The organism is Flavobacterium sasangense DSM 21067 (assembly GCF_000686885.1).
Lineage (GTDB): Bacteria > Bacteroidota > Bacteroidia > Flavobacteriales > Flavobacteriaceae > Flavobacterium > Flavobacterium sasangense.
On the sequence record NZ_JMLU01000008.1, the window covers coordinates 61,705 to 81,584 of the forward strand.

Sequence of the window (19,880 nt, forward strand, 5' to 3'; positions counted from 1 at the left end):
ATGCAGGGTTGGAACGCAGTTACTGCAAACCTTTTAGGTAGAGACCTAGAAGGAGTTACGGAGCTAGCGTACAGCGACTCGCAAAAAAAGGAGAATGTTTACGGAGCTGGGCCATTTCCAATTGGTCGAGGTCGTGGGAACTACGAGGCCAAAGCAACGATCACACTTTTAAAAGAGGAGGTCGATGCTTTAAAACTTGCATTACCTGCAGGTAAAACAATTCAAGATATCGCTCCTTTTGATATTGTTGTTGAGTATGAAACTGAAAACGGATCTATCAAAAAAGATAGAATTCGCAATGCGGAGTTTTTAGGTGATGGTGTCGAAGTTAAACAAAACGACATCACTATTGCAACCAAGTACGAATTATTAATCAGCCACATTGAGTGGAATGTAATCTAAAAAAAATATGCCAGAAGTTGAAAACAAAAAAGAGGTTATTGTTAAGCCATATACTCCAGAGGTAGTGGCAGAACACGAAGCCAAAGTAGGCGGAAAATCTAATTTGCGTGAAATAATTGTAACCGATGATGAAGGTATTGACTTTTATTATTTGGTAAAACGCCCTTCAAGAAGTGTTGTGCAAGCCATAACAAATTCAAATACAAAAAATGATATTAATGGAGCTTCAAAAATTTTGTTAGGTTGTGTTTTAGAGGGCGATATGCAAGCTATTGAAAACAACGGAGCAATGTATTTGGCACTTGTTGAAAACATTACCTCTTTGATTAGTGGTGTTAAGAGCGAGATAAAAAAGCTTTAGAGGGGTCTCAACTTGACCCAGAGGACAAAGAAGACGATAACCAATGGATAGAAAAAGTAAATGCTATCCTACGGTTTTCACTTCAAATTAATCCCGAAGAGCTTTCAAATGCCGAATGGTCAAAGTTATACAATGAATGGGCTTATGTAAAAAGAAGGGAAAACGAAACATTTGAAATTGTTATAAAAAACGCCCTGTTTGAATTTGGCAAAATATTTTTATCCCGATAATCTTTTTGAAGCTCTATTATTTAAAATGGATTCTATTGCTTTCAAAAAAAACAATACGACTTTCAATATTTTAGGGAAAATAAAAGTATAGGCAAGTAAAAGTGATATAAAAATCACAAAAACCATAATCACATAAAAAGTAAAAGTTTCATACATCGTTATACGAATTTGAGCAAAGATAATAAAAAATGTCAAACGCAATTACAACTTGGGAGCTAAAGTTTAAAGACTTGATTTCAAACTCAGTACAAAAAGTGCAAGAGGTTGTAAATACTGCGAGTACACGAGTTGATAATTTAGGGGCTTGCTTTAAAAGATTAAACGCAATTGATTTGCAAGCTATATCGCAATCGGCTCAAAATTTGAACCAGCGATTTGAAAACCTTAACCAACCTTTTATTAGTTATGAAAGTGGATTAGCCGAAGTTTCTGCGATTACTGGAGTAACTGGAAAAGGACTTGAAGATTTAGGAGAGAAAGCCCGTAAAAGTGCCAAAGATTTTGGAGGAGAGGCCACAGATAGTTTAAATAACTATAAAACACTCCTTTCTAGATTAGGCCCCGATATTGCAAATTCGCCAGAGGCTTTAGAAAAAATGGAACGCAATGTCCGTACACTTTCTAAAACAATGGGCAATGATGCCGTTGGTTCTGTTGATGCCTTGACAACTGCAATGTTACAATATGGAGTTGATTTATCTGATCCAATTGCGGCCCAAGAAGAAATGGAGCGAATGATGAACATTATGGCGGCAGGTGCAAAAGAAGGTGCGGCGGAAGTTCCAAGTATAGCGGCCGCTTTAAAAGTGGCAGGAGTGCAAGCCAAACAATCTAATGTTTCCTTTGAAGAAACGAATGCCGTTTTGCAATCATTAGCCGCTGGGGGAAAAGAAGGCTCGGAGGCGGGTGTTGCTTTGCGAAATGTTTTAGGCAAAATGGCGGGTGTTGATGTATTGCCAAAAGAAGCAGTTGAGAAATTAAACCGATTAGGCGTTAATATGAATGTGGTTTCTAATACCTCATTACCATTAACTACACGTTTGCGAGAGCTTAAAAAAGCACAGGGCGATGCTACAATTATGGCTCAAATGTTTGGTACTGAAAATGCGGCAGCTGCAAGTATTATGCTAAATAGTGTTGATGCTCAAGATGTTTTAAAAACAAAAATAGTCAATACCAATGTAGCGTCAGAACAAGCGGCTATTATGATGAACACCACAGCCGAAAAACAAAGTCGTTTAACGGCTTTGTACAATGATGCTAAAATAGCCATTGGCGAATATACGGCAGCTTTTTCGCCTTATGTAAGTGCCGGAGCAAACGCCATAAGTATTATGGCAGACGGGAAAAACGCCTACGAAGGATATAAAACGGCATTAAGCGGTGTAAAAACAATGCTAGGTTTAACAACCGATCAATCTTTGATTAGTGCGGCAAAAACAAAAATAGTTTCTATTGCTCAAGGAGTTTGGACTGGGATAACCAATTTAGCGACAGCGGCACAAATGAGGTTGAATGTGGCAATGACTGCAAACCCAATAGGTGTGATAATTGTTGCTATTGTAGCACTTATTGCAGTGGTGGCAACCATAATAAATTATTGGGACAGTTGGGGTGCGGCAATGAGTTTATTACTTGGGCCAATAGGATTAGTAATTGGTGCGTTCAAATCAATATATGACCATTGGGAAAGTATTAAAACTGCTTTTAAAACGGATGGAATTATAGGAGGATTAAAACGTATTGGTATGGTTATTTTAGACGCTATTTTAAAGCCAATGCAACAAATGTTCGAGATGGTTGGACTGGACTCTTGGGCTAAAAAAATTGAAAAATTTAGAAACGATAGCAAGTTAGTTACCAAAGGCGAAAAAGAGCAAAAAGCAAAAGAAGCTCTCGATGCAAAAACAAGTAAGGTATCAACTACAGAGAAAAAATCAAAAGTAGCTCTTGATACAAAAACGGATAAAACGACTGGTTTAAACCTTAAAAATTTAAACCAAACAACAGGCGACAAAAGTGCTAAAAAAACAGGTGTAACAGCAACAGAAGGAAATAATGTTAGTAAGTCAATAGTTCAAAACTTGACCATAAACAATCATTTTGGAGTTGAACAAGGTACTGATAAAAGAAAATTAGCAGACGAGATAATTGGATTCGTAATAGATAAACTACGTGATGGAACAATTTTAATTGGTGGATAATATGGCAGATTCAAGATACAACCTTTCGCAATTATTTAAAGCGGCATTTGGAATTAACTCTCCAATATTCATTACTCAACCATTATCAAAAGAGCAAAAAGAAACTTTTGATTATAAAGGTATTGAAATGATAAAAGATTATCATAAATCGGAGGCAACCAGTTGGATGGGAACACCTATAATTGGGCTACTAAAATTTAAAGGCGGAACGTATAAACAATATAACTCGAGCGGAGTTTTAGAGGATAGACAAATGCCGGACTTTACATTACCACCAGCAACGTTGTTTTCATTCCGTAGAGCAAAGAATATTACCAAAACAAACCTTTTGGGAAGTAATGGTACTGTTAAAGAAATTTTCGGATTTGATGACTGGATAATTGAAGCAAAAGGGTTGGCTATTGATACTCCCGAAATGAGTGCGACTGACCAAATTAAAACTTTGGGAGAATGGGAAAATTTAGCGGCATCAATTGAGATAAGTGGGAGCTTATTTACTAACAAAAATATTCACGCCATTACAATTGATGACTACAAAGAAGAAAGCGTACAGGGCTCGCCTGGTATCATTCCGTTTTCAATGGTTTTAAGTTCGGATGAGTCTATTGTTTTGATTTTACCAGATACAAACGATTAGATTATGACTTTACCAATGAACTGCCGTATCGTGTTTGCTAAAAATGATCGCAGATCTGGAATAGTTTTAACACAGGCAACCGAAATAATAGTTGATAGTTCGTGGAAGCTATTAACATCAACGGCCGAAATTGTAATTCCACGCAAAGTAAAGTTCTTTGATAAAAATAATGTTAGGGAGGTCTTCAGACGAGGCGACTATGTAACCATCGCATTTGGCTATAATGGTAATAACGTTGAGGAGTTCAGAGGCTATATAACAGAAGTTTCTGCAGATATTCCAATTAGAATAAAACTACAGGACGAAATGTGGAAACTTAAACAAGTTCCTGTAAACTTTAGTAGCCCGAATATTAGCTTAAAAGATTTACTTACTTCTATTGCTCCAGGATATAAAGTTGATGCTTTAGAGGGTGTTCAAATAGGAAGTGTTCGTTTTCCTAAAACTACGGTTGCCGCAGTTTTAGAAAAATTGCAACAAGATCCGTGGAAGTTGAATACTTATTTTAAAACGGTCAACGGCTCTCCAGTTCTTGTATGTGGTAAGTATTATGCTGATGATAGTGATGTTGCAAAAGTTAAGTTCAATTTAGAGCGTAATTGTGTAAGTAGCTCTTTGAACTATGTCCGTAAAGATGATATTCAAATATTAATTAAAGGAGTTTCAACTCTATCAAATGGGACAAAAATTGAAGTTGAGTTTGGAGATAAAGACGGACAAACAAGACAGCTCACTCATTACAATAAAACAAAAAGTGAACTCGAGGTTTTAGTAAAACTAGACTTCGAAAAAAGTAAACAAGACCGATTTGATGGCTCATATACCGCATTTGGTATTCCATCAGTAAAGCACGGACAAAAAGCGGATTTAACAAGTTCTTTATATGATGATAGGAACGGAATTTATTATATCGAAGGAGTTACAAAAACATTTAACCGAGAAGGAATTCGTCAGGTTATAAAATTAGATCAAAAAACAAGTTGAAAAGAGGAGATAACATAACGGAGCTTGGTGCGGTTCTTAATGAGAGAACTAAAAAACTGATTGATGTTCAAACGCATTGGTGCAATGTGAAATCAGTTGACTGGGACAAAAAGACAATGGTTGCTACTGGGTTAGTTGACGATTTGGATTTTTTCGATGTTAATCTAGGAGTTGGCTCAATTTATAAAAAGCCAAAAATTAAAACAAAATGCCTTATTGGTATCATAAATAATAACATTGCCGATGCCTTTTTGATTGAATGCGATGAGATAGAAGAAATTGTTTTTACCAGTGGAGAAAGCGAATTCATAATTAAAGAGGAGGGCTTTATTGTCAAACAAGGTGGCGAGAGCTTAAAGGAAGTTTTTAATGATTTATTTGAACAAAAAAACAAATTGAACGAAGAAGTTCAAAAAATTGTTGTGAGCATTGGAGTATCTCCAAACGTTCCAGCATTAGTTCAAATAGCGACAGAAACCGACCAAATTAAAGGCCGTTTAAACACCATTTTAATAGAGTAAAAATGCCATTAAATAAATTAACATTAAAGAATAAGCTAATTCAGATATTTTCTCAACCTGATACGGATAGTAACGTTGAGCAAGTAGCGGAACAAATAGCCGATGCAATTGATGAGTATGTAAAAGAGGCAAAGATTGTTTATACAAATGGGTTAACGGCTCCTAATGGGCCCGTGACTGGAACGTTTAACGGAAATTTACAATAATGTATTACGAAAGCGACATATTACTTGATGATAGCGATGACCTTAACATTGTTAATGGTGACTTTGTCATTGGAGAAAGTACGCTTCAGGAGGTTGGTATCATCTTGAGATTAAACTCTGGAGAATTACGCAATGATCCTGTGCTAGCTCCTAACTTGATTCAGTTGGTAAATAGTGCATCCAATGACCAAGAATTTGAGGAGCGAGTTCGTTTATTTTTAAGAAGGGACAACAAAAACTATGAGGACATCAAAAAGTTAATCAATATAAAAAAGAGATAATGGATAATTTAATTAATGAGATTATTATGCTTTCGGCTACTGGCGGAATTGGCGGGTTTTTCGGTTGGTTTTTTACTAGACGAAAACAAAATGCGGAGGCAACAGGTAGTGAAATTGATAATGGCTCAAAGGTGGTTGAACTTTATAAAAATGCTTTAGATGACTTAAGTATTCGCTATGAAGATAAATACAAACACGTTCAGGAGATGTCTGATAATATTGCAAATCTTTTTGAAAAAAAGGAACAAATATTACTGCAGGAAATAGAGTACCATAAAAAACAAGCCGCACTATACAAAAAGATGTATGACGATAAAGTAAGAGAATTTAACAAATATAAAAAGGAGCATCCGTGATAACTGTACTATCTAATCAATCATTATTAGACATTGCCATTCAAGAAGATGGAAACGTTTTAGCCGCTTTTGAGTGGGCTTTAGCCAATGGCATTTCTATTACTGAAGAATTAGTACCAGGACAAAAACTGATTGTTCCAAGTTCTGTTAATAGAGACAATGATATTGCTCAATATTTTAAAAGCAAAACACAAAACATTGCAACCAGTTATCCAGTTCAACTATTAGACAATAGTTTGGATTATATGTTTGCCTACGAATTCGCAATAAGTTTATAAAATGGCTAGATCAATTAACGACATACAAACTGAAATTTTAACGGCTAGAAATACTGCCGCAGAACTCTCTCCATTAGAAATTTTAACGGATAGTGAGCAAACCATTCTAAACGCAAATAGCTCGAGTAAGGTTAGTATTTGGAGACGTTGGGTGTGGGTGTTTTCTTTTGGCCAATTTGTTTTGGAACAATACTGGGACGCTTTTAGAATAGAAATTGAAGCTCGAATCGCTCAATCTCGTATCCATACACCAAAGTGGTACAGAGAAAAGGCCCTCGACTTTTTATTTGGAGTTCCATTAGTCCAGGACAAAGATTATTACGATTTAAGTTTATTAACTGATGCCGAAATTTTGGCGGCTAAAATTGTGGCCAATGCCGCTTCGGTTAGAGTAGTTCAAAATGGATACGGAACTTTAAGGTTAAAAGTTGTGCGCAATGTTGGCGGAGAGTATGCTCCAGTATTGCCCGAACACTTAACCGCATTAGATATTTATTTCAATCATCACATTGCCGATGCCGGTACAGTTGTAAATGTTACGACTGGAGATGCAGACCTTTTGAAATTGAAGCTCGACATTTATTATGATCCATTGATTTTGGGAGCGGATGGTTCTCGCCTTGATGGAACTAATTTAACTCCAGTTATAACACAGATTAAAGAGTATTTAAAATCTATTGATTTTGAAAACGGAAAGTTAGTGTTAACCTACTTGACCGATAAATTGCAAAAGGTGGACGGAGTTGTTTTACCAGTAGTAAAAGAGGCATTTTCAAAGTATGGTACTTATGAATACTCAACTATTGGAGTGCAGAACGTAGGCGTAATAAATGAAATACGAATTGCCGATGCCGGGTATATGAAACTTGACGAGAGTGAATTGTTAATTAACTACATACCATATACAGAATAATGGATAATGTTTATAACATAAACTGGAGAAAATTCATAATCGAAAACCTCGAGGTTGATTTACGCCGTGCAAAAACTGTTAAGTGGTTGGAGGTTTTATTTAAGCCAATTATAAGACTACATATTGAGTTTTTGGCATTTCGTACACAGGCATTATACAAGGTGAACCACAACTCGCAAATTTGCTATTTACAGGCAGTTTTGAATGATAGCTTCGATAATGTACAAAGGAGAATCATTATAAGAAATGCTAAAATAAAAGAGCCTTTATGGTTTTATGAGCCAGAAGAAAATAAGCCGGTTGTTTTCTACGAACCCGAAGACAACAAACCTGTTTACTTTAGGGAGGAGTGGGAACTTTTAGGAGATGGTGCTGATTTTACAGTATTAGTTCCCATTGACTTAAAACCATTAACGGCATTAGAAGAAGTTGCTTTTTTAATTAAAATGAAAGCACAGTTAGATTATTACAAATTATTCGTTAAAAACTATATAATATTATGGGTTTAGGTAACAAATTAATCGTTTCCGCTACTGGGTTTCCTGGTACCAATAAAACGTTACGTTTTATACAAGATGCCTTTCGTGAACCACTTGGAGCTTTGGCACAAATGGCCGGTGAGAAAACTATTATTACAGGTGTTGTAAATACTGCAGGTGTAGTTTCAGATGGATTTATCGTTTATCAAAATGAAATCATCCCTTTTAAAGGTGGTGCATTTGCGAATACAGTAACCATTTTTGAAGCCTTTGAAAATGTTGACTACAATACTGACATTAATAATGATACGGTTTTGGATAGCTTACCAGCATACCGAACCATTTATGCAAAGTGCGGAACTGGAGGTATTGACATTTTTAACTTTTCAGAATTATTTCGATTAAGAACTTTAAAAGATTTGCAACCAATTGGTACTATTCAGATGTGGGGCGGCGAAATTGGAAATATTCCTTCAGGTTGGAAGTTATGCAATGGTAATGATGGAACCCCTAATTTAATTGATAGATTTATTGTTGGTGCAGGTGGCATATATAATGTTGGGGATTTTGGTGGTTTAAATTCTGTTCAATTATCTGTGGAACAAATGGCAAGTCACTCACACAACGGAACTACTCAAAGTGCGGGCTCACATAATCATTCAATAAGTATCAATCAATCAGGTAGTCATACGCATAGTGGTCACGTTATACAAGCTTCTGGAGATTGGAAAGGTGGTGGTAATAATTCTGCTCCAAACTCAACATCATATCCAGGTAATGTCTCAACGAGTGGTCTTCATACGCATACAGCAAATATTGCTAACTCTGGGGTTCATAATCATAATTTTTCAACGGATTCTATTGGGGGTAATGAGGCCCACGAAAATCGTCCGCCGTATTATGCACTGTGTTACATTATGTATTTAGGAATTTAAAAAAACAAAAACTATGAGCGTATTTGGAATAGAAATAGATAAAAATTCAAAAGTTTTAGATTTAAGATTTTTTGATGAAGATGAGTTCCCGAAGGAGTATTTAGAAATTACAGAGTTTCAATATTTAAACTTTGTAAAAATAAGAAAGCCGTGGAGTAAATACGATGGCAAAACTATAATAAACGATGAAAACGATGAGGATATTTATCTCTTAGAATTGAATAAATATAAGTTAAGAACACAACTTGAAACCTTACACATTCAAATTGGTTTGTCAGAACGAATGGAAGTTGATACAACGGATTTATTAGCCGAATTTGAACGAGTTTTAGCCTTGTATAACAACCTAATAAAACCAATTGAATATAGTAAAGAATTAGACCAACCAACTCAAGAAAGATAATGAACACAATTTTCGACATAGAGCAAAAACAGGATAGCACAGAAAAATTGGCGGCGGTTGCCAACAAAGAAACAAAATACATTTTGTTTGCTGATGAGTTTAACGATGTAACTCGAAAAGCCGTTGAGGCTGCAATTGAAAACGTAAAAATTGAATTGTTTTGGAGTAACAAACCCGAACATATCGTGCAAAATTTTGCAGGAATTTCAACCGTTCAACAATTGGTTTTAAAGTTTAATGATGTTTGGATGTTGGAAAATACAGACGAAGTTACATTGTTGATTGACCGATATAAGCCAAAGCGTACTGTTAGAACTAATGGAAAGTTTAAAGGTTCGGGATTCAAACACGGCATCTACCCGGACATTGAAAATCCAAAACGACCATCTGAAATATTGATAACAGAAAAAGAAACTATTTTAAAAATGGGACAGCCTTTTTACTTTCATAAAATTGTAGATACCACTTCGGAAATTAGAACTCGAGGAGCTGGCGGAAAAAGCCACACATCTGATAAAAACAGAGCGTGGCAATATTTACAATTTAGAATTAAAGTAAGAAAAGGAAATAAAACATATTTTTCAAAACCGTTGGCTACTATTCAAATGATATGCGATAGATGGTACAATGACGGCGACAATCAAAAAATATCAATTAGCTATAAGCTAGTTTAAAAATTAGGGAAGCCAATAAAGTGACCTGTGCAAGTGAAAGAAATTATAAGCTATAAGGATACTTTACAGAAAACCTGTCATCTGAAAGAAATTATAAGGTGTAAGGATTGAGCCAAGGAGCGAAAGCAAATTGGCTCATAGGCAACCCGAACAAGTAATATTAACTAAAAGAAAGGAGGCGGTCATTATCTGATTGCGATGTTGGTAGCAAGTAAAATAAATCCACTTTAGAAATTAATAGATGCCGTTTTAAACGGTATCTATTTTTAAAAAATCAACGCTTTGGTAGGATAGCGTAAAAAAAGTCCTCCGCTTTAAAAAGAATCTCACCTCATTTTTAAACACGAACCCGAAAGCCCTACGGAGGACAATATGTCTTCTGTGGGTTTTCGGGTTTTGTGTTTAATGAAGTGAGAGGCACAAATATAATCATTAATCATCAATCAAAAAACGAATGGAATTAAATTATCGTTGGAAGTTGGCAGATGCCTATTTTCCAAAAAACAAAGGTAAAGTATTTAGCTGCTTTGCGTGTGGTGGTGGCTCAACTATGGGCTACAAATTGGCAGGTTTTGACGTGGTCGGTTTTCTTGAGATTGACAAACGAATGGCGGATATGTATGTAAAAAATCATAATCCAAAGTTTGCTTTTGTTGAAGCAATCCAAACTTTTAAAAACAGAACGGATTTACCTGCGGAATTATTTGAACTGGATATTTTGGACGGCTCGCCTCCGTGTAGCTCGTTTTCAATGAGTGGAACTCGAGAGAGAGATTGGGGTAAACAAAGGAAGTTTTCAGAGGGTCAAGCGGAGCAGGTTCTCGACACGCTATTTTATGACTTTATTGATTTGGCTAAAAGACTACAGCCAAAAATTGTAGTGGCCGAAAATGTAACAGGAATATTAAAAGGCAATGCCCGGGACTATGTTCGAAAAGTAATAACCGAATTTGATAAGGCAGGTTATTTGGTACAGGAGTTTGAGTTGGATAGTTCGCAGATGGGCGTACCACAAAAAAGAGAACGAGTGTTTTTTGTGGCTATTCGTCAAGATTTGGTGGAGTTACTTCCGAAGCCATTCGGGCTATTGTTTTCAGAATTCCCAAAACTGGATTTAAAGTTTGCACAGGATCCAATACCATTTGAAGAAATTAGAACCGATGGGCTAAATGACACAGGTTGGACTGACCATGACCAAAGAATTTGGGACAGGCGAATTTATGGAGATCGAAAATATTCTGATGTTTTGTGGAGAATTGAAACTCGAGACTCGAATTTCAATAGCGTTTTCATTTATCCGCACAAACCAGTACCAACGATTGCAAGTAGTGAAGGATCTAAACTTACATTATTTGACGAGTCAAGAAGAATGAATACAATCGAAATGAAGCTCGCACAGTCATTCCCATTAGATTATGACTTCGGAAGCCAAAAAAGTTCAAAAGTTCAATACACGTTAGGTATGTCAGTTCCACCGCTAATGATGGCAAAGTTGGCAAACAGAATTCACAAAGAATGGAATGTTCTTTTTACCAAAGCGTAACCTTTCAAATACTATGTAAAGATAGTATTTATCAATGAATTAACCAAATAAAAAGATAAAAAAAGTTATAAAAATGACAAAAAAATTTAACTACAAAGAGCAATACGGTGTTATTGTAATTTGCAAAGATGAGGAGGAGCAAAAAGCTATTTTCGAGAAGCTCCAAAAAGAAGGTTTAACCCTTAAAGTAGTAACGGTATGATAATAAAAGTTGAACATTCGTGCAAGGATTTTGAAAGTTACAGGGCTCAACGAGTGAAGTCTTTATTCAATGCCGAAAGTGGTGCAAACTGGGTGCAAGAATTTAATATTGATATTGACGATTTGGATTGGGGTATTGGTTTAATCGTAGGAACTTCGGGAAGTGGCAAAACTTCTTTAGGCCGTCAATTCTTTGGAGAGGACAAACTTTATGACCTTTACAAAGGTTGGGACTCAACCAAACCGATAGTGGATTGCATTTTACCAAATGGCGATTTTAACCAAGCTACAGGAGCATTGGCATCGGTGGGATTGGGTGACGTTCCAAGTTGGTTGCGACCTTTCAATGCGTTATCCAACGGTCAGCAATTTAGAGCGGGATTGGCTCGGTTAGTTACCGAAGCTCCCGACGAGGTTGTCGTTGACGAGTTCACATCTGTAATTGATAGACAAATTGCTAAAGTTGGGGCGTTGGCGTTCGGTAAGAACTGGCGTAGGAACAAAGGCAAAAAAGTAGTTTTGTTATCGTGCCATTATGATATAATTGAGTGGCTTCAACCAGACTGGGTGTATGACGTGAACACCAAAGTATTAAAAAAAAAAGCGATATTGGGAAACGACCAGAAGTTAAGCTCGAAGTTTGGAAGGTCAACGGAACTTACTGGAAGTTTTTTAAAGAGCATTACTATTTAGATCTAAAACATCCACCTGCAGCGGAGTATTTTGTTGGCGTTGTAAATGGCGAACTCGTTGCACACGTAGCAGTTTGTCCCTTATTTACTGCAAAGGCTTATCGAGCTACTCGGTTGGTTGTTATGCCAGAGTGGCAAGGTGCAGGCGTTGGAACTGCATTTTTAAACGAGGTTATGCAGTACCATTTAGAAGGAAATGGACGTTGTGGACATAAATACCACACTTTCTTTCATACTTCACACCCACAACTTTGTGGTTACTTGAGAAACTCTGAAAAGTGGGTTCAGACTGGTGCGATGTTGTTTGGAGCAAATAAAAAACGTAGTAATGCAAGTATCGTCAAAACAGGTAAGAAAGAAAACGGAATTACAGGTTGTGGTTATGGTGGCCACTTTAGAGCCGTTCAAAGTTTTAAATATTTAGGAAAATGAAAAAGTTAAGAGTTTTTATAAGTGGTCAAAAGTATTTTGGTGAGCAAGTATTGAGTTTATGCACTCGATTGGACTTTGTTGAAGTTGTAGGCGTTTGCTCTCCTTTGGATGATAGATATGTTACAAAAATGGCTCGTACATTTGATATTCCCGTAGTTCCTGCGGGTTCTTTAAATGCGGACACATTCCCCGATAATGTGGATATTGGAATAACGGCTCACTCATTCGATTATATCGGCGTGAGAACACGTTACAAAGCGAAAATTGGTTGGATAGGTTACCACCCTAGCTTATTGCCTCGTCATCGTGGACGCTCATCCATTGAGTGGGCGGTTCGTATGCGTGATGCAATTACTGGAGGGACTGTATTTTGGTTAAATAACGGAATAGACAGGGGCGATATTGCCTATCAGGATATTTGTTTCATAGATCCAAAGATGTATGGAATAGATCCACGAAAGGCGGCCAAACTTTTATGGGAACACGAATTACAATCTATGGGGCTACAATTGATTGAAAAGGCATTAGTGGATATAAGTAATGGAATAATTATAAAAAAGCCACAGAAGAAAGAATTTAGCACTTTTGAGCCTAATACAGACGTCAAGGACGTGTTTAAACCAGATTTATTGATGTTAGAGCAATTCGCATCACCAAGCACATAAATAAAGCCCCGTTTAGGGGCTTTTTAAATACCGTTTAAATACTGATAAAGATTACTATATTTGCTCTGAAATTGTGCACATTTTAAATTTGATTTATGCACATTTTAATTTTGCGATTATATAGGTTTATACATGGAAAAAATTCTTTCTTATCCACTATCAATAGTTTATTACATTCTATTCTTACTTTGGTTATTGATTTTCCACCCAATACAATGGATTTGCTTCAATGTTTTTGGGTACAATGCGCATCGTTTAAGTGTGGCTTATTTGAACTGGTTTTTGGTTAGAACGGCACACATTGTTGGAACTACCTATCATATTAAAGGAATGGAAAATGTTCCTGAAAACAAACCTTTAGTTATTGTTGCAAATCATCAAAGTTTACATGATATTACTACAATCATTTGGTTTTTACGAAAAGTACATCCAAAATTTATCAGTAAAATCGAATTAGGAAAAGGAATTCCGAGCGTTTCCTATAATTTAAAACACGGAGGATCAGCATTAATTGACAGAAAAGATCCAAAACAAGCTTTACCCGAAATTAAAAAAGTAGCCGAATTAATTAACAAAAATAACTACTCGGTTGTCATATTCCCAGAAGGAACAAGAAGTAAAACTGGAACACCTAAACCATTTGCAGTGAACGGATTAAAAATGTTATACAAGTTTGCTCCAGATGCCTACTTCTTGCCAATTACTATAAATAATTCATGGAAAATGACTAAATTTGGTACCTTCCCTCTCGGATTAGGAACTCGTTTAGAATTCACCATTCATGAGCCTATGAAAATTTCAGAACATCCGTTTGAAGAAATTTTTGAAAAAACCGAATCTGTAATTACAAAACATATTAAAATATAACCCCTATGTCTATTCAAAATGTCCGTTTAGAAGTGATGCAATTTCTAGAAAAGAAAATTGACCACTTCATGGAAGAATTCTTAATTCCAGTTGAAAAAATCTGGCAACCTACTGATTTACTTCCCAATTCTGAAAACGAAAACTTTATTGAAGAAGTTTCGGAACTTCGTGAAATTGCTAAAGATTTACCTTATGATTTTTGGGTTACACTAGTTGGTGATACCATTACTGAAGAAGCTTTACCAACCTACGAAACCTGGTTAATGGATGTAGAAGGTGTTTCTCAAAAAGGAGAAAAAGGCGATAACGGTTGGGCAAAATGGTTACGTCAATGGACAGGTGAAGAAAACCGCCACGGAGATGTATTAAACAAATATTTATACCTTTCAGGAAGAGTAAATATGCGTGAGGTTGAAGTTACAACACAGCATTTAATCAACGATGGTTTTGATCCTGGAACTGATCGAGATCCATACAAGAACTTTGTTTTCACTAGTTTTCAAGAATTAGCTACGTATGTTTCACACAATCGTGTAGCACAGATGGCGAAGAAATTTGGTGATAAAAAATTATTCAAAATGTGTAATTTAATTGCTGGAGACGAAATGCGTCATCACTTAGCCTATAGTGAATTTGTAAAACGTATTTTTGAAATTGACCCAAGCGAAATGATGTTGTCATTTCAATACATGATGAAGAAAAAAATTACGATGCCTGCACATTTAATTAGAGAATCTGGTGAAAGCATTGGAACTGCATTTGAAAAATTCTCAGAATCAGCACAACGTTTAGGTGTTTACACGGCGATGGATTATGTAGACATTCTAAAAAAATTGAATGAGAAATGGGAAATTGATAAAATTACCAATCTTAGCGATGAAGCAGAAAAAGCTAGAGATTATTTAATGAAATTACCTGAAAGAATGACAAGAATTTCGGAACGATTGGTAGTTCCTGCTGAAGGACAACTTTTTAAATGGGTGCAGCCTGCTTTAGTAAAATAACATTCAAAAAATAAATTTGAGATTCCAAATTCCGTTATGAGTTTGGAATTTTTTTGTAAATTAGAACCATGCAAATTATCAACAATACTATACTTTTTGTTAAGAATCAACTAACTCATGCTGAGGGTGGTCACGATTGGTTTCACATTGAAAGAGTTTATAAAAATGCTTTATTAATTGCCGAAGAAGAAGAATGTGACTTAACAGTAGTGAAATTAGCCGCTTTGCTTCATGATATTGCAGATTCTAAATTTCATGGTGGTGATGAATCCGTTGGACCAAAAACAGCAAGAACTTTTTTGGAATCCCAAAATGTTTCTGAAGCTATCATTTCACATGTGATTGCGATTATTGAAAACATTTCGTTTAAAGGCGGGAATTTCGAAAAAGATTTTCACTCAAAAGAATTAGAAATCGTTCAAGATGCCGATCGATTGGATGCGATTGGCGCGATTGGAATTGCTCGTACTTTTAATTATGGAGGATTCAAAAATCGTCCGTTGTACAATCCTAATATTCAACCTAATTTGAATATGAGTAAAGAAGAATATAAGAATAGTGAATCCCCAACTTTGAATCACTTTTACGAAAAATTATTACTTCTAAAAGATAAAATGAACACCGAAACAGGTAAAAAAATCGCTCAAAAACGTCATGATTTTATGGTAACATTTTTGAGTCAATTTTATGCTGAATGGGATGGTCAGGAATAAAAAAGGAGATTGTTTTCACAATCTCCTTTTTTATTATAAAGTAACTTTTAGTAGTTGTTTTTTCTTGCCTTTTTGACCTAAAAAAACAATCGAATCATCAATGAATACTCCTTTTGAAACCATAAAAGGAACATCATTTTCTTCATCACTTAGTATTTGTTTGTATAAGAAATCACCCTTTTCATTCATTGATATAACAAATAAATTAGAATTAGTAAGCCAATTCGTTCCTTTAAATTCGATTCTTTGATTAGATAACTCTCTCATTTTATCTTTAGCATTTATAAAAAAATAATTTTTATTATTTGATAAGCAAGATTGGTAAGAAATAAAAGGGCTGTCTTCAGGATTGCCAACTGATTGTCTTTTATTAATATTTCTTGCGCTAATTAAATCACCTTTATTGTTTAATCTTAAAGATATGATATCGTCGTAATTATATAATTTGCTATTTGAGGAATTATTAGTCGTAGCATATTGCTCTTCACTATTAACAACTAATCCATCCTCTTGCAAATAAACATTTTTAATAATAATATTTTTAAGTTCATTATATTTATTTTCTCCATATTTATCGAAAACAAATTGCTGAGTAAAAGAGGAATATTTTGAATTTTTTATCTCTAAATTATGCGAATCTAATTCAAAAAATGCAATACCACTATATTTAAAATCAGCATTATCAGAATAAAAACCAAGTCCATAAAGCTTATCTTTCAAACAGAAAAAACTTAATGATGGCAAATAATGATTTTCGACATTTATTCTCTTTGTTTTAACATCAGTTGAACTTACTTGTTTTATCTCATAAAAATATTCTCCACCAGATTCCTTATTTTTCAATTCCGTTGAATAAATCTTTTGAGTTAAATAAATAACTTCTAAGTTTTCATGCAATTCAATGTTTTTATTAATTACAGTGTTTTTTTCAAATGAAAAATCTTTTTCTATTTTTTGATTCAAGCTTAAATCAAAAAGAAATAATTTGGTGTTTTCTTTACTTCCGTATTTAAAACTCACTGCTATTGAAAACATTGTTTTTTGATTGTTTACTTTAAAAACAACATCAGATGAACTGTTATTCTCAGAAACTTTTGAATTTACGTTACTGAAAAAACCAATACGGTTACTACTTTCCTGTTCAAACAAACCTAAATTACTTATGTTCTTATCTAATAAATATTCATTGTAGTAATGTGTTTCAAGTCCAAAACCTTTAACTAATTCTTTATTTAATTTAAAAAGTTCCTTTTTAGACACTTTGTAATTTTCATCAACAATATTAGCCAGACAAACGTAATTTTTACCCTTTAAATCATAAAACATTTCTATAATATAAAATTTAGAATCTTTGAAAAAAGCTCCTATAACCAAACTATATTTTTCTGAAACTGGATGCGATATTTCAAATTCAAATTCTTTAATTTTTTTTAATGATTTATCATATTTTTCAATATAAAAACCTCGCTTCGTTGAAACACTACTTTTAAATGACCGAAGAATATGAATATCGTTTACATTAGCTTTCTCAACTAAAATAATTTTAGAGTCTTTATATTCATCTGCAAAAAGTTCGCTTTTCTCAATTTTAAAAGTTAAGTCTTGAGCTACTAAAAAAGTTGAAAAAAAAAGAAAAAAGATTATTTTATTCATAATAACATTATTTCCCTGGAAACTCTGCTTTACGTTTTTCTAAAAATGCAGTTGTTCCTTCTTTAAAATCTTCGGTTCCAAAACAAAAACCAAAGTTTTTAATTTCTACTTCATAACCATTCGTTCCGTCTTCAAAATTGGCATTAATAGCTTCAATTGCTTTTGCGATAGCTACACTTGAATTTTTTGTGATTTTTGTTGCAATTCCTTTAGCCAATTCTAACAATTCTGCTTGCGGAACAACATGGTTTACTAAGCCGTAGTTTTTAGCGGTTTCGGCATCAATCATGCCAGCAGTCATAATCATTTCCATAGCACGACCTTTTCCTACTAATTGTGCTAAACGTTGTGTTCCTCCATAACCTGGAATAACTCCTAACGTTACTTCAGGTAATCCCATTTTTGCGTTATCTGATGCTACTCTAAAATGACATGACATCGCTAATTCTAATCCGCCACCTAAAGCAAAACCGTTTACAGCTGCAATTACTGGAGTGCTTAAATTTTGCACAAAATCAAACAACAATCTTTGCCCTTCAGCAGCTAATTTTCCACCTTCTTCTACTGAAAAATGCGCGAATTCTGAAATATCGGCTCCTGCAACAAAAGCTTTTTCTCCACTACCCGTTACAATAATTGCTTTTACTGATTTATCTTCGTTTAACGATTTAAATCCATCGTGTAATTCTTGAATAGTTGCCTTATTTAAAGCATTTAATTTCGTTGGTCTGTTAATCGTTACAATTGCAATAGCATCATGTTTTTCAATAAGAATATTTTCCATCTTTACTTGTTTTGATTATTTATTTATTGGGAAAGAAACCAAAAATTCAGTTCCCACATTAGGTTCCGTTTCAAAGGTAATTGTTCCGTTATAATTTTCTATAATATTTTTAATAATAGCTAAACCAAGTCCCATTCCGCTTGATTTTGTAGTGAATTTTGGTTCAAAAACGCGTTCCTGATTTTCTTTTGAAATTCCTTTTCCGTTGTCTTTTACTGCAATTTTAACTTCGTTATCTTGTCTAAAAACCGTAACAAAAACCAATTTATTTTCTTGTTCTTCCGGGATAGCTTGAATTGCGTTTTTAACCAAATTGGTAATTACACGAATTAGTTGTGTTCGATCTAATTTAGCTATAATTTCATCTTCCAATGCTGAAAACTGAATGTAATCTTCATTAAAAATTTCCAATGCCATCTTTACAATTCGAACCACATTTAAGGTTTCGTTTTGCTGAGCAGGCATCGTTGCAAAATTTGAAAAAGCACCCGCAACAGCTGTCATCGTATCAATTTGTTGTAAAATTGTTTTAGTGTAATCGTCTAATTTTTGGGTTATATTCGGATCATTTGGATCAAATTTTCTTTGAAAACTTTGCACAGTTAATCGCATTGGTGTTAGTGGATTTTTGATTTCATGTGCTACTTGTTTTGCCATTTCGCGCCAAGCTTGTTCTCTTTCACTTTGAGCTAAAATCGTAGCACTTTCTTCTAACTTGTCAACCATAGTATTGTATGATTTAATCAGCAAGTTGATCTCTTTACTTCCATCTTCAATTACAATTTTCTCATTGCGTTGATTCAATTGTGTTTCTTCAATTTTATCGCTAATAATCTTCAACGATTTTGTAATGTAACTTGATAAGAAGTAGGAAAGAATAATTGAAATTAAAAACATGAAAATATACACCTGTCCAAATCGAATTAAGAAATTTTGAACTTCATTATCATAAAACTCAGTGTTTTCTTCATATGGTAAATTTAAAATCCCCATAGGTTTAAACTTGGTATCCTTTAAATAAGAATAAGAAGAACGAAACGATTGTCCATCAACTTTTGAAAACTCAATGTAGCGTTTATCTAATGAAGATTGTATGATTTTTAATGTGGATGGATTGATTTTAGGTTTGTCTTTATCAAACTTAAAAATAGCTTTTGACGAAATCAATAATTTTCCTTTCAAATCGAAAAAATTAATTTCCATACTATGAATATCCGCCAATTCAAAAATTTTATCTTTAAAAATTAATGGAATATTTTCTGTTGTAAGTGGATAAGTAGTGGTTTGAAGCACGTAATTAATATGCTCAGTAATAGCAGCTTCTTTTCTTTCTAGCCTATCTTGATGATATTCACGAGCTTCTTTTCTAAATTGATAAATAGAAACTGCAGCAATAAGAACAGATGCAATTAACGTTAAGAATATCATGGAAAGAAATATTCTTACACGCAAGGAAAGGTTC

General features: G+C 34.5%; 26 protein-coding genes. 23 read left to right on the top strand and 3 right to left on the bottom strand.

The annotated features are described in order from the left end of the window. The 23 genes from BP92_RS0107775 (at position 1) to BP92_RS0107885 (ending at position 15,981) form a co-directional block, all read left to right on the top strand. Positions 1-402 (top strand): hypothetical protein, encoded by a 402-nt coding sequence (locus BP92_RS0107775; RefSeq protein WP_245598367.1) that lies wholly within the window; start codon positions 1-3, stop codon positions 400-402. A 7-nt stretch (positions 403-409) separates the two neighbouring features. Continuing rightward, positions 410-763: a hypothetical protein gene (locus BP92_RS0107780; RefSeq protein WP_026725548.1), complete on the top strand. Its 354-nt coding sequence runs from the start codon at positions 410-412 to the stop codon at positions 761-763. A 418-nt stretch (positions 764-1,181) separates the two neighbouring features. Beyond that, on the top strand, positions 1,182-3,197 hold the full coding sequence (locus tag BP92_RS16740; RefSeq protein WP_051604425.1) for a phage tail tape measure protein: 2,016 nt from the start codon (positions 1,182-1,184) through the stop codon (positions 3,195-3,197). Between the two features lies 1 nt (position 3,198). Next, on the top strand, positions 3,199-3,834 hold the full coding sequence (locus BP92_RS0107795; RefSeq protein WP_026725549.1) for a DUF6046 domain-containing protein: 636 nt from the start codon (positions 3,199-3,201) through the stop codon (positions 3,832-3,834). A 3-nt stretch (positions 3,835-3,837) separates the two neighbouring features. Next, the gene (locus BP92_RS0107800) at positions 3,838-4,818 is read left to right on the top strand and encodes a hypothetical protein (protein ID WP_026725550.1); all 981 of its coding nucleotides are present in this window, start codon (positions 3,838-3,840) and stop codon (positions 4,816-4,818) included. After that, positions 4,815-5,339 (top strand): hypothetical protein, encoded by a 525-nt coding sequence (locus BP92_RS16745; protein WP_026725551.1) that lies wholly within the window; start codon positions 4,815-4,817, stop codon positions 5,337-5,339. Before BP92_RS0107800 ends, BP92_RS16745 begins: the two co-directional genes overlap by 4 nt. A gap of 2 nt (positions 5,340-5,341) precedes the next feature. Next, positions 5,342-5,545 (top strand): hypothetical protein, encoded by a 204-nt coding sequence (locus BP92_RS0107810; protein WP_026725552.1) that lies wholly within the window; start codon positions 5,342-5,344, stop codon positions 5,543-5,545. Further along, positions 5,545-5,826, top strand: coding sequence for a hypothetical protein (locus tag BP92_RS0107815; protein WP_026725553.1), 282 nt, complete (start codon positions 5,545-5,547; stop codon positions 5,824-5,826). Before BP92_RS0107810 ends, BP92_RS0107815 begins: the two co-directional genes overlap by 1 nt. Continuing rightward, positions 5,826-6,182 carry a hypothetical protein gene (locus BP92_RS15990; protein WP_035693105.1) on the top strand — a complete coding sequence of 119 codons (357 nt, stop codon included), beginning with the start codon at positions 5,826-5,828 and terminating at the stop codon, positions 6,180-6,182. The genes BP92_RS0107815 and BP92_RS15990 overlap by 1 nt, the downstream gene beginning before the upstream one ends. Next, positions 6,179-6,460 carry a hypothetical protein gene (locus tag BP92_RS15995; RefSeq protein WP_051604426.1) on the top strand — a complete coding sequence of 94 codons (282 nt, stop codon included), beginning with the start codon at positions 6,179-6,181 and terminating at the stop codon, positions 6,458-6,460. Before BP92_RS15990 ends, BP92_RS15995 begins: the two co-directional genes overlap by 4 nt. Before the next feature lies 1 nt (position 6,461). After that, positions 6,462-7,373 carry a hypothetical protein gene (locus BP92_RS16000; protein ID WP_051604427.1) on the top strand — a complete coding sequence of 304 codons (912 nt, stop codon included), beginning with the start codon at positions 6,462-6,464 and terminating at the stop codon, positions 7,371-7,373. Positions 7,374-7,504: 131 nt separating this feature from the next. After that, a complete protein-coding gene (locus tag BP92_RS0107835) occupies positions 7,505-7,882 on the top strand; it encodes a hypothetical protein (protein ID WP_150111893.1) in 378 nt (125 codons plus the stop codon). Continuing rightward, positions 7,873-8,787, top strand: a complete 915-nt coding sequence (locus BP92_RS0107840; protein ID WP_026725555.1) for a hypothetical protein — start codon at positions 7,873-7,875, stop codon at positions 8,785-8,787. Before BP92_RS0107835 ends, BP92_RS0107840 begins: the two co-directional genes overlap by 10 nt. A 13-nt stretch (positions 8,788-8,800) precedes the next feature. Next, positions 8,801-9,190, top strand: a complete 390-nt coding sequence (locus BP92_RS0107845; RefSeq protein WP_026725556.1) for a hypothetical protein — start codon at positions 8,801-8,803, stop codon at positions 9,188-9,190. Then, positions 9,190-9,864 (top strand): hypothetical protein, encoded by a 675-nt coding sequence (locus BP92_RS0107850; RefSeq protein WP_026725557.1) that lies wholly within the window; start codon positions 9,190-9,192, stop codon positions 9,862-9,864. Before BP92_RS0107845 ends, BP92_RS0107850 begins: the two co-directional genes overlap by 1 nt. A gap of 454 nt (positions 9,865-10,318) precedes the next feature. Next, positions 10,319-11,407 (top strand): DNA cytosine methyltransferase, encoded by a 1,089-nt coding sequence (locus BP92_RS0107855; protein ID WP_026725558.1) that lies wholly within the window; start codon positions 10,319-10,321, stop codon positions 11,405-11,407. 73 nt (positions 11,408-11,480) lie between these two features. After that, positions 11,481-11,609 carry a hypothetical protein gene (locus tag BP92_RS17420; protein WP_262486605.1) on the top strand — a complete coding sequence of 43 codons (129 nt, stop codon included), beginning with the start codon at positions 11,481-11,483 and terminating at the stop codon, positions 11,607-11,609. Between the two features lie 53 nt (positions 11,610-11,662). Then, positions 11,663-12,301 carry a hypothetical protein gene (locus BP92_RS17260; RefSeq protein ID WP_211252189.1) on the top strand — a complete coding sequence of 213 codons (639 nt, stop codon included), beginning with the start codon at positions 11,663-11,665 and terminating at the stop codon, positions 12,299-12,301. Beyond that, positions 12,217-12,732 carry a GNAT family N-acetyltransferase gene (locus tag BP92_RS17265; protein WP_245598369.1) on the top strand — a complete coding sequence of 172 codons (516 nt, stop codon included), beginning with the start codon at positions 12,217-12,219 and terminating at the stop codon, positions 12,730-12,732. The genes BP92_RS17260 and BP92_RS17265 overlap by 85 nt, the downstream gene beginning before the upstream one ends. Beyond that, positions 12,729-13,397, top strand: coding sequence for a formyltransferase family protein (locus BP92_RS16010; RefSeq protein WP_051604428.1), 669 nt, complete (start codon positions 12,729-12,731; stop codon positions 13,395-13,397). Before BP92_RS17265 ends, BP92_RS16010 begins: the two co-directional genes overlap by 4 nt. A gap of 132 nt (positions 13,398-13,529) precedes the next feature. Further along, the gene (locus tag BP92_RS0107875; RefSeq protein WP_026725559.1) at positions 13,530-14,264 is read left to right on the top strand and encodes a lysophospholipid acyltransferase family protein; all 735 of its coding nucleotides are present in this window, start codon (positions 13,530-13,532) and stop codon (positions 14,262-14,264) included. Between the two features lie 5 nt (positions 14,265-14,269). Then, entirely contained in the window at positions 14,270-15,268 is a 999-nt protein-coding gene (locus tag BP92_RS0107880) for an acyl-ACP desaturase (protein WP_026725560.1), read from the top strand. A gap of 68 nt (positions 15,269-15,336) precedes the next feature. Then, positions 15,337-15,981: an HD domain-containing protein gene (locus BP92_RS0107885; RefSeq protein WP_035693109.1), complete on the top strand. Its 645-nt coding sequence runs from the start codon at positions 15,337-15,339 to the stop codon at positions 15,979-15,981. Positions 15,982-16,014: 33 nt separating this feature from the next. Here BP92_RS0107885 and BP92_RS0107890 read toward each other — a convergent pair whose 3' ends face one another. From BP92_RS0107890 to BP92_RS0107900, 3 genes are read right to left on the bottom strand one after another with little or no spacing between them, the layout of a single operon-like run. Continuing rightward, positions 16,015-17,634 (bottom strand): hypothetical protein, encoded by a 1,620-nt coding sequence (locus tag BP92_RS0107890; RefSeq protein ID WP_026725562.1) that lies wholly within the window; start codon positions 17,632-17,634, stop codon positions 16,015-16,017. Between the two features lie 7 nt (positions 17,635-17,641). Continuing rightward, complete coding sequence (locus tag BP92_RS0107895) at positions 17,642-18,418, bottom strand: enoyl-CoA hydratase/isomerase family protein (RefSeq protein ID WP_026725563.1); 777 nt, start codon at positions 18,416-18,418, stop codon at positions 17,642-17,644. A gap of 15 nt (positions 18,419-18,433) precedes the next feature. Beyond that, positions 18,434-19,846 (bottom strand): sensor histidine kinase, encoded by a 1,413-nt coding sequence (locus BP92_RS0107900; protein WP_026725564.1) that lies wholly within the window; start codon positions 19,844-19,846, stop codon positions 18,434-18,436. Positions 19,847-19,880: the final 34 nt, after the last annotated feature.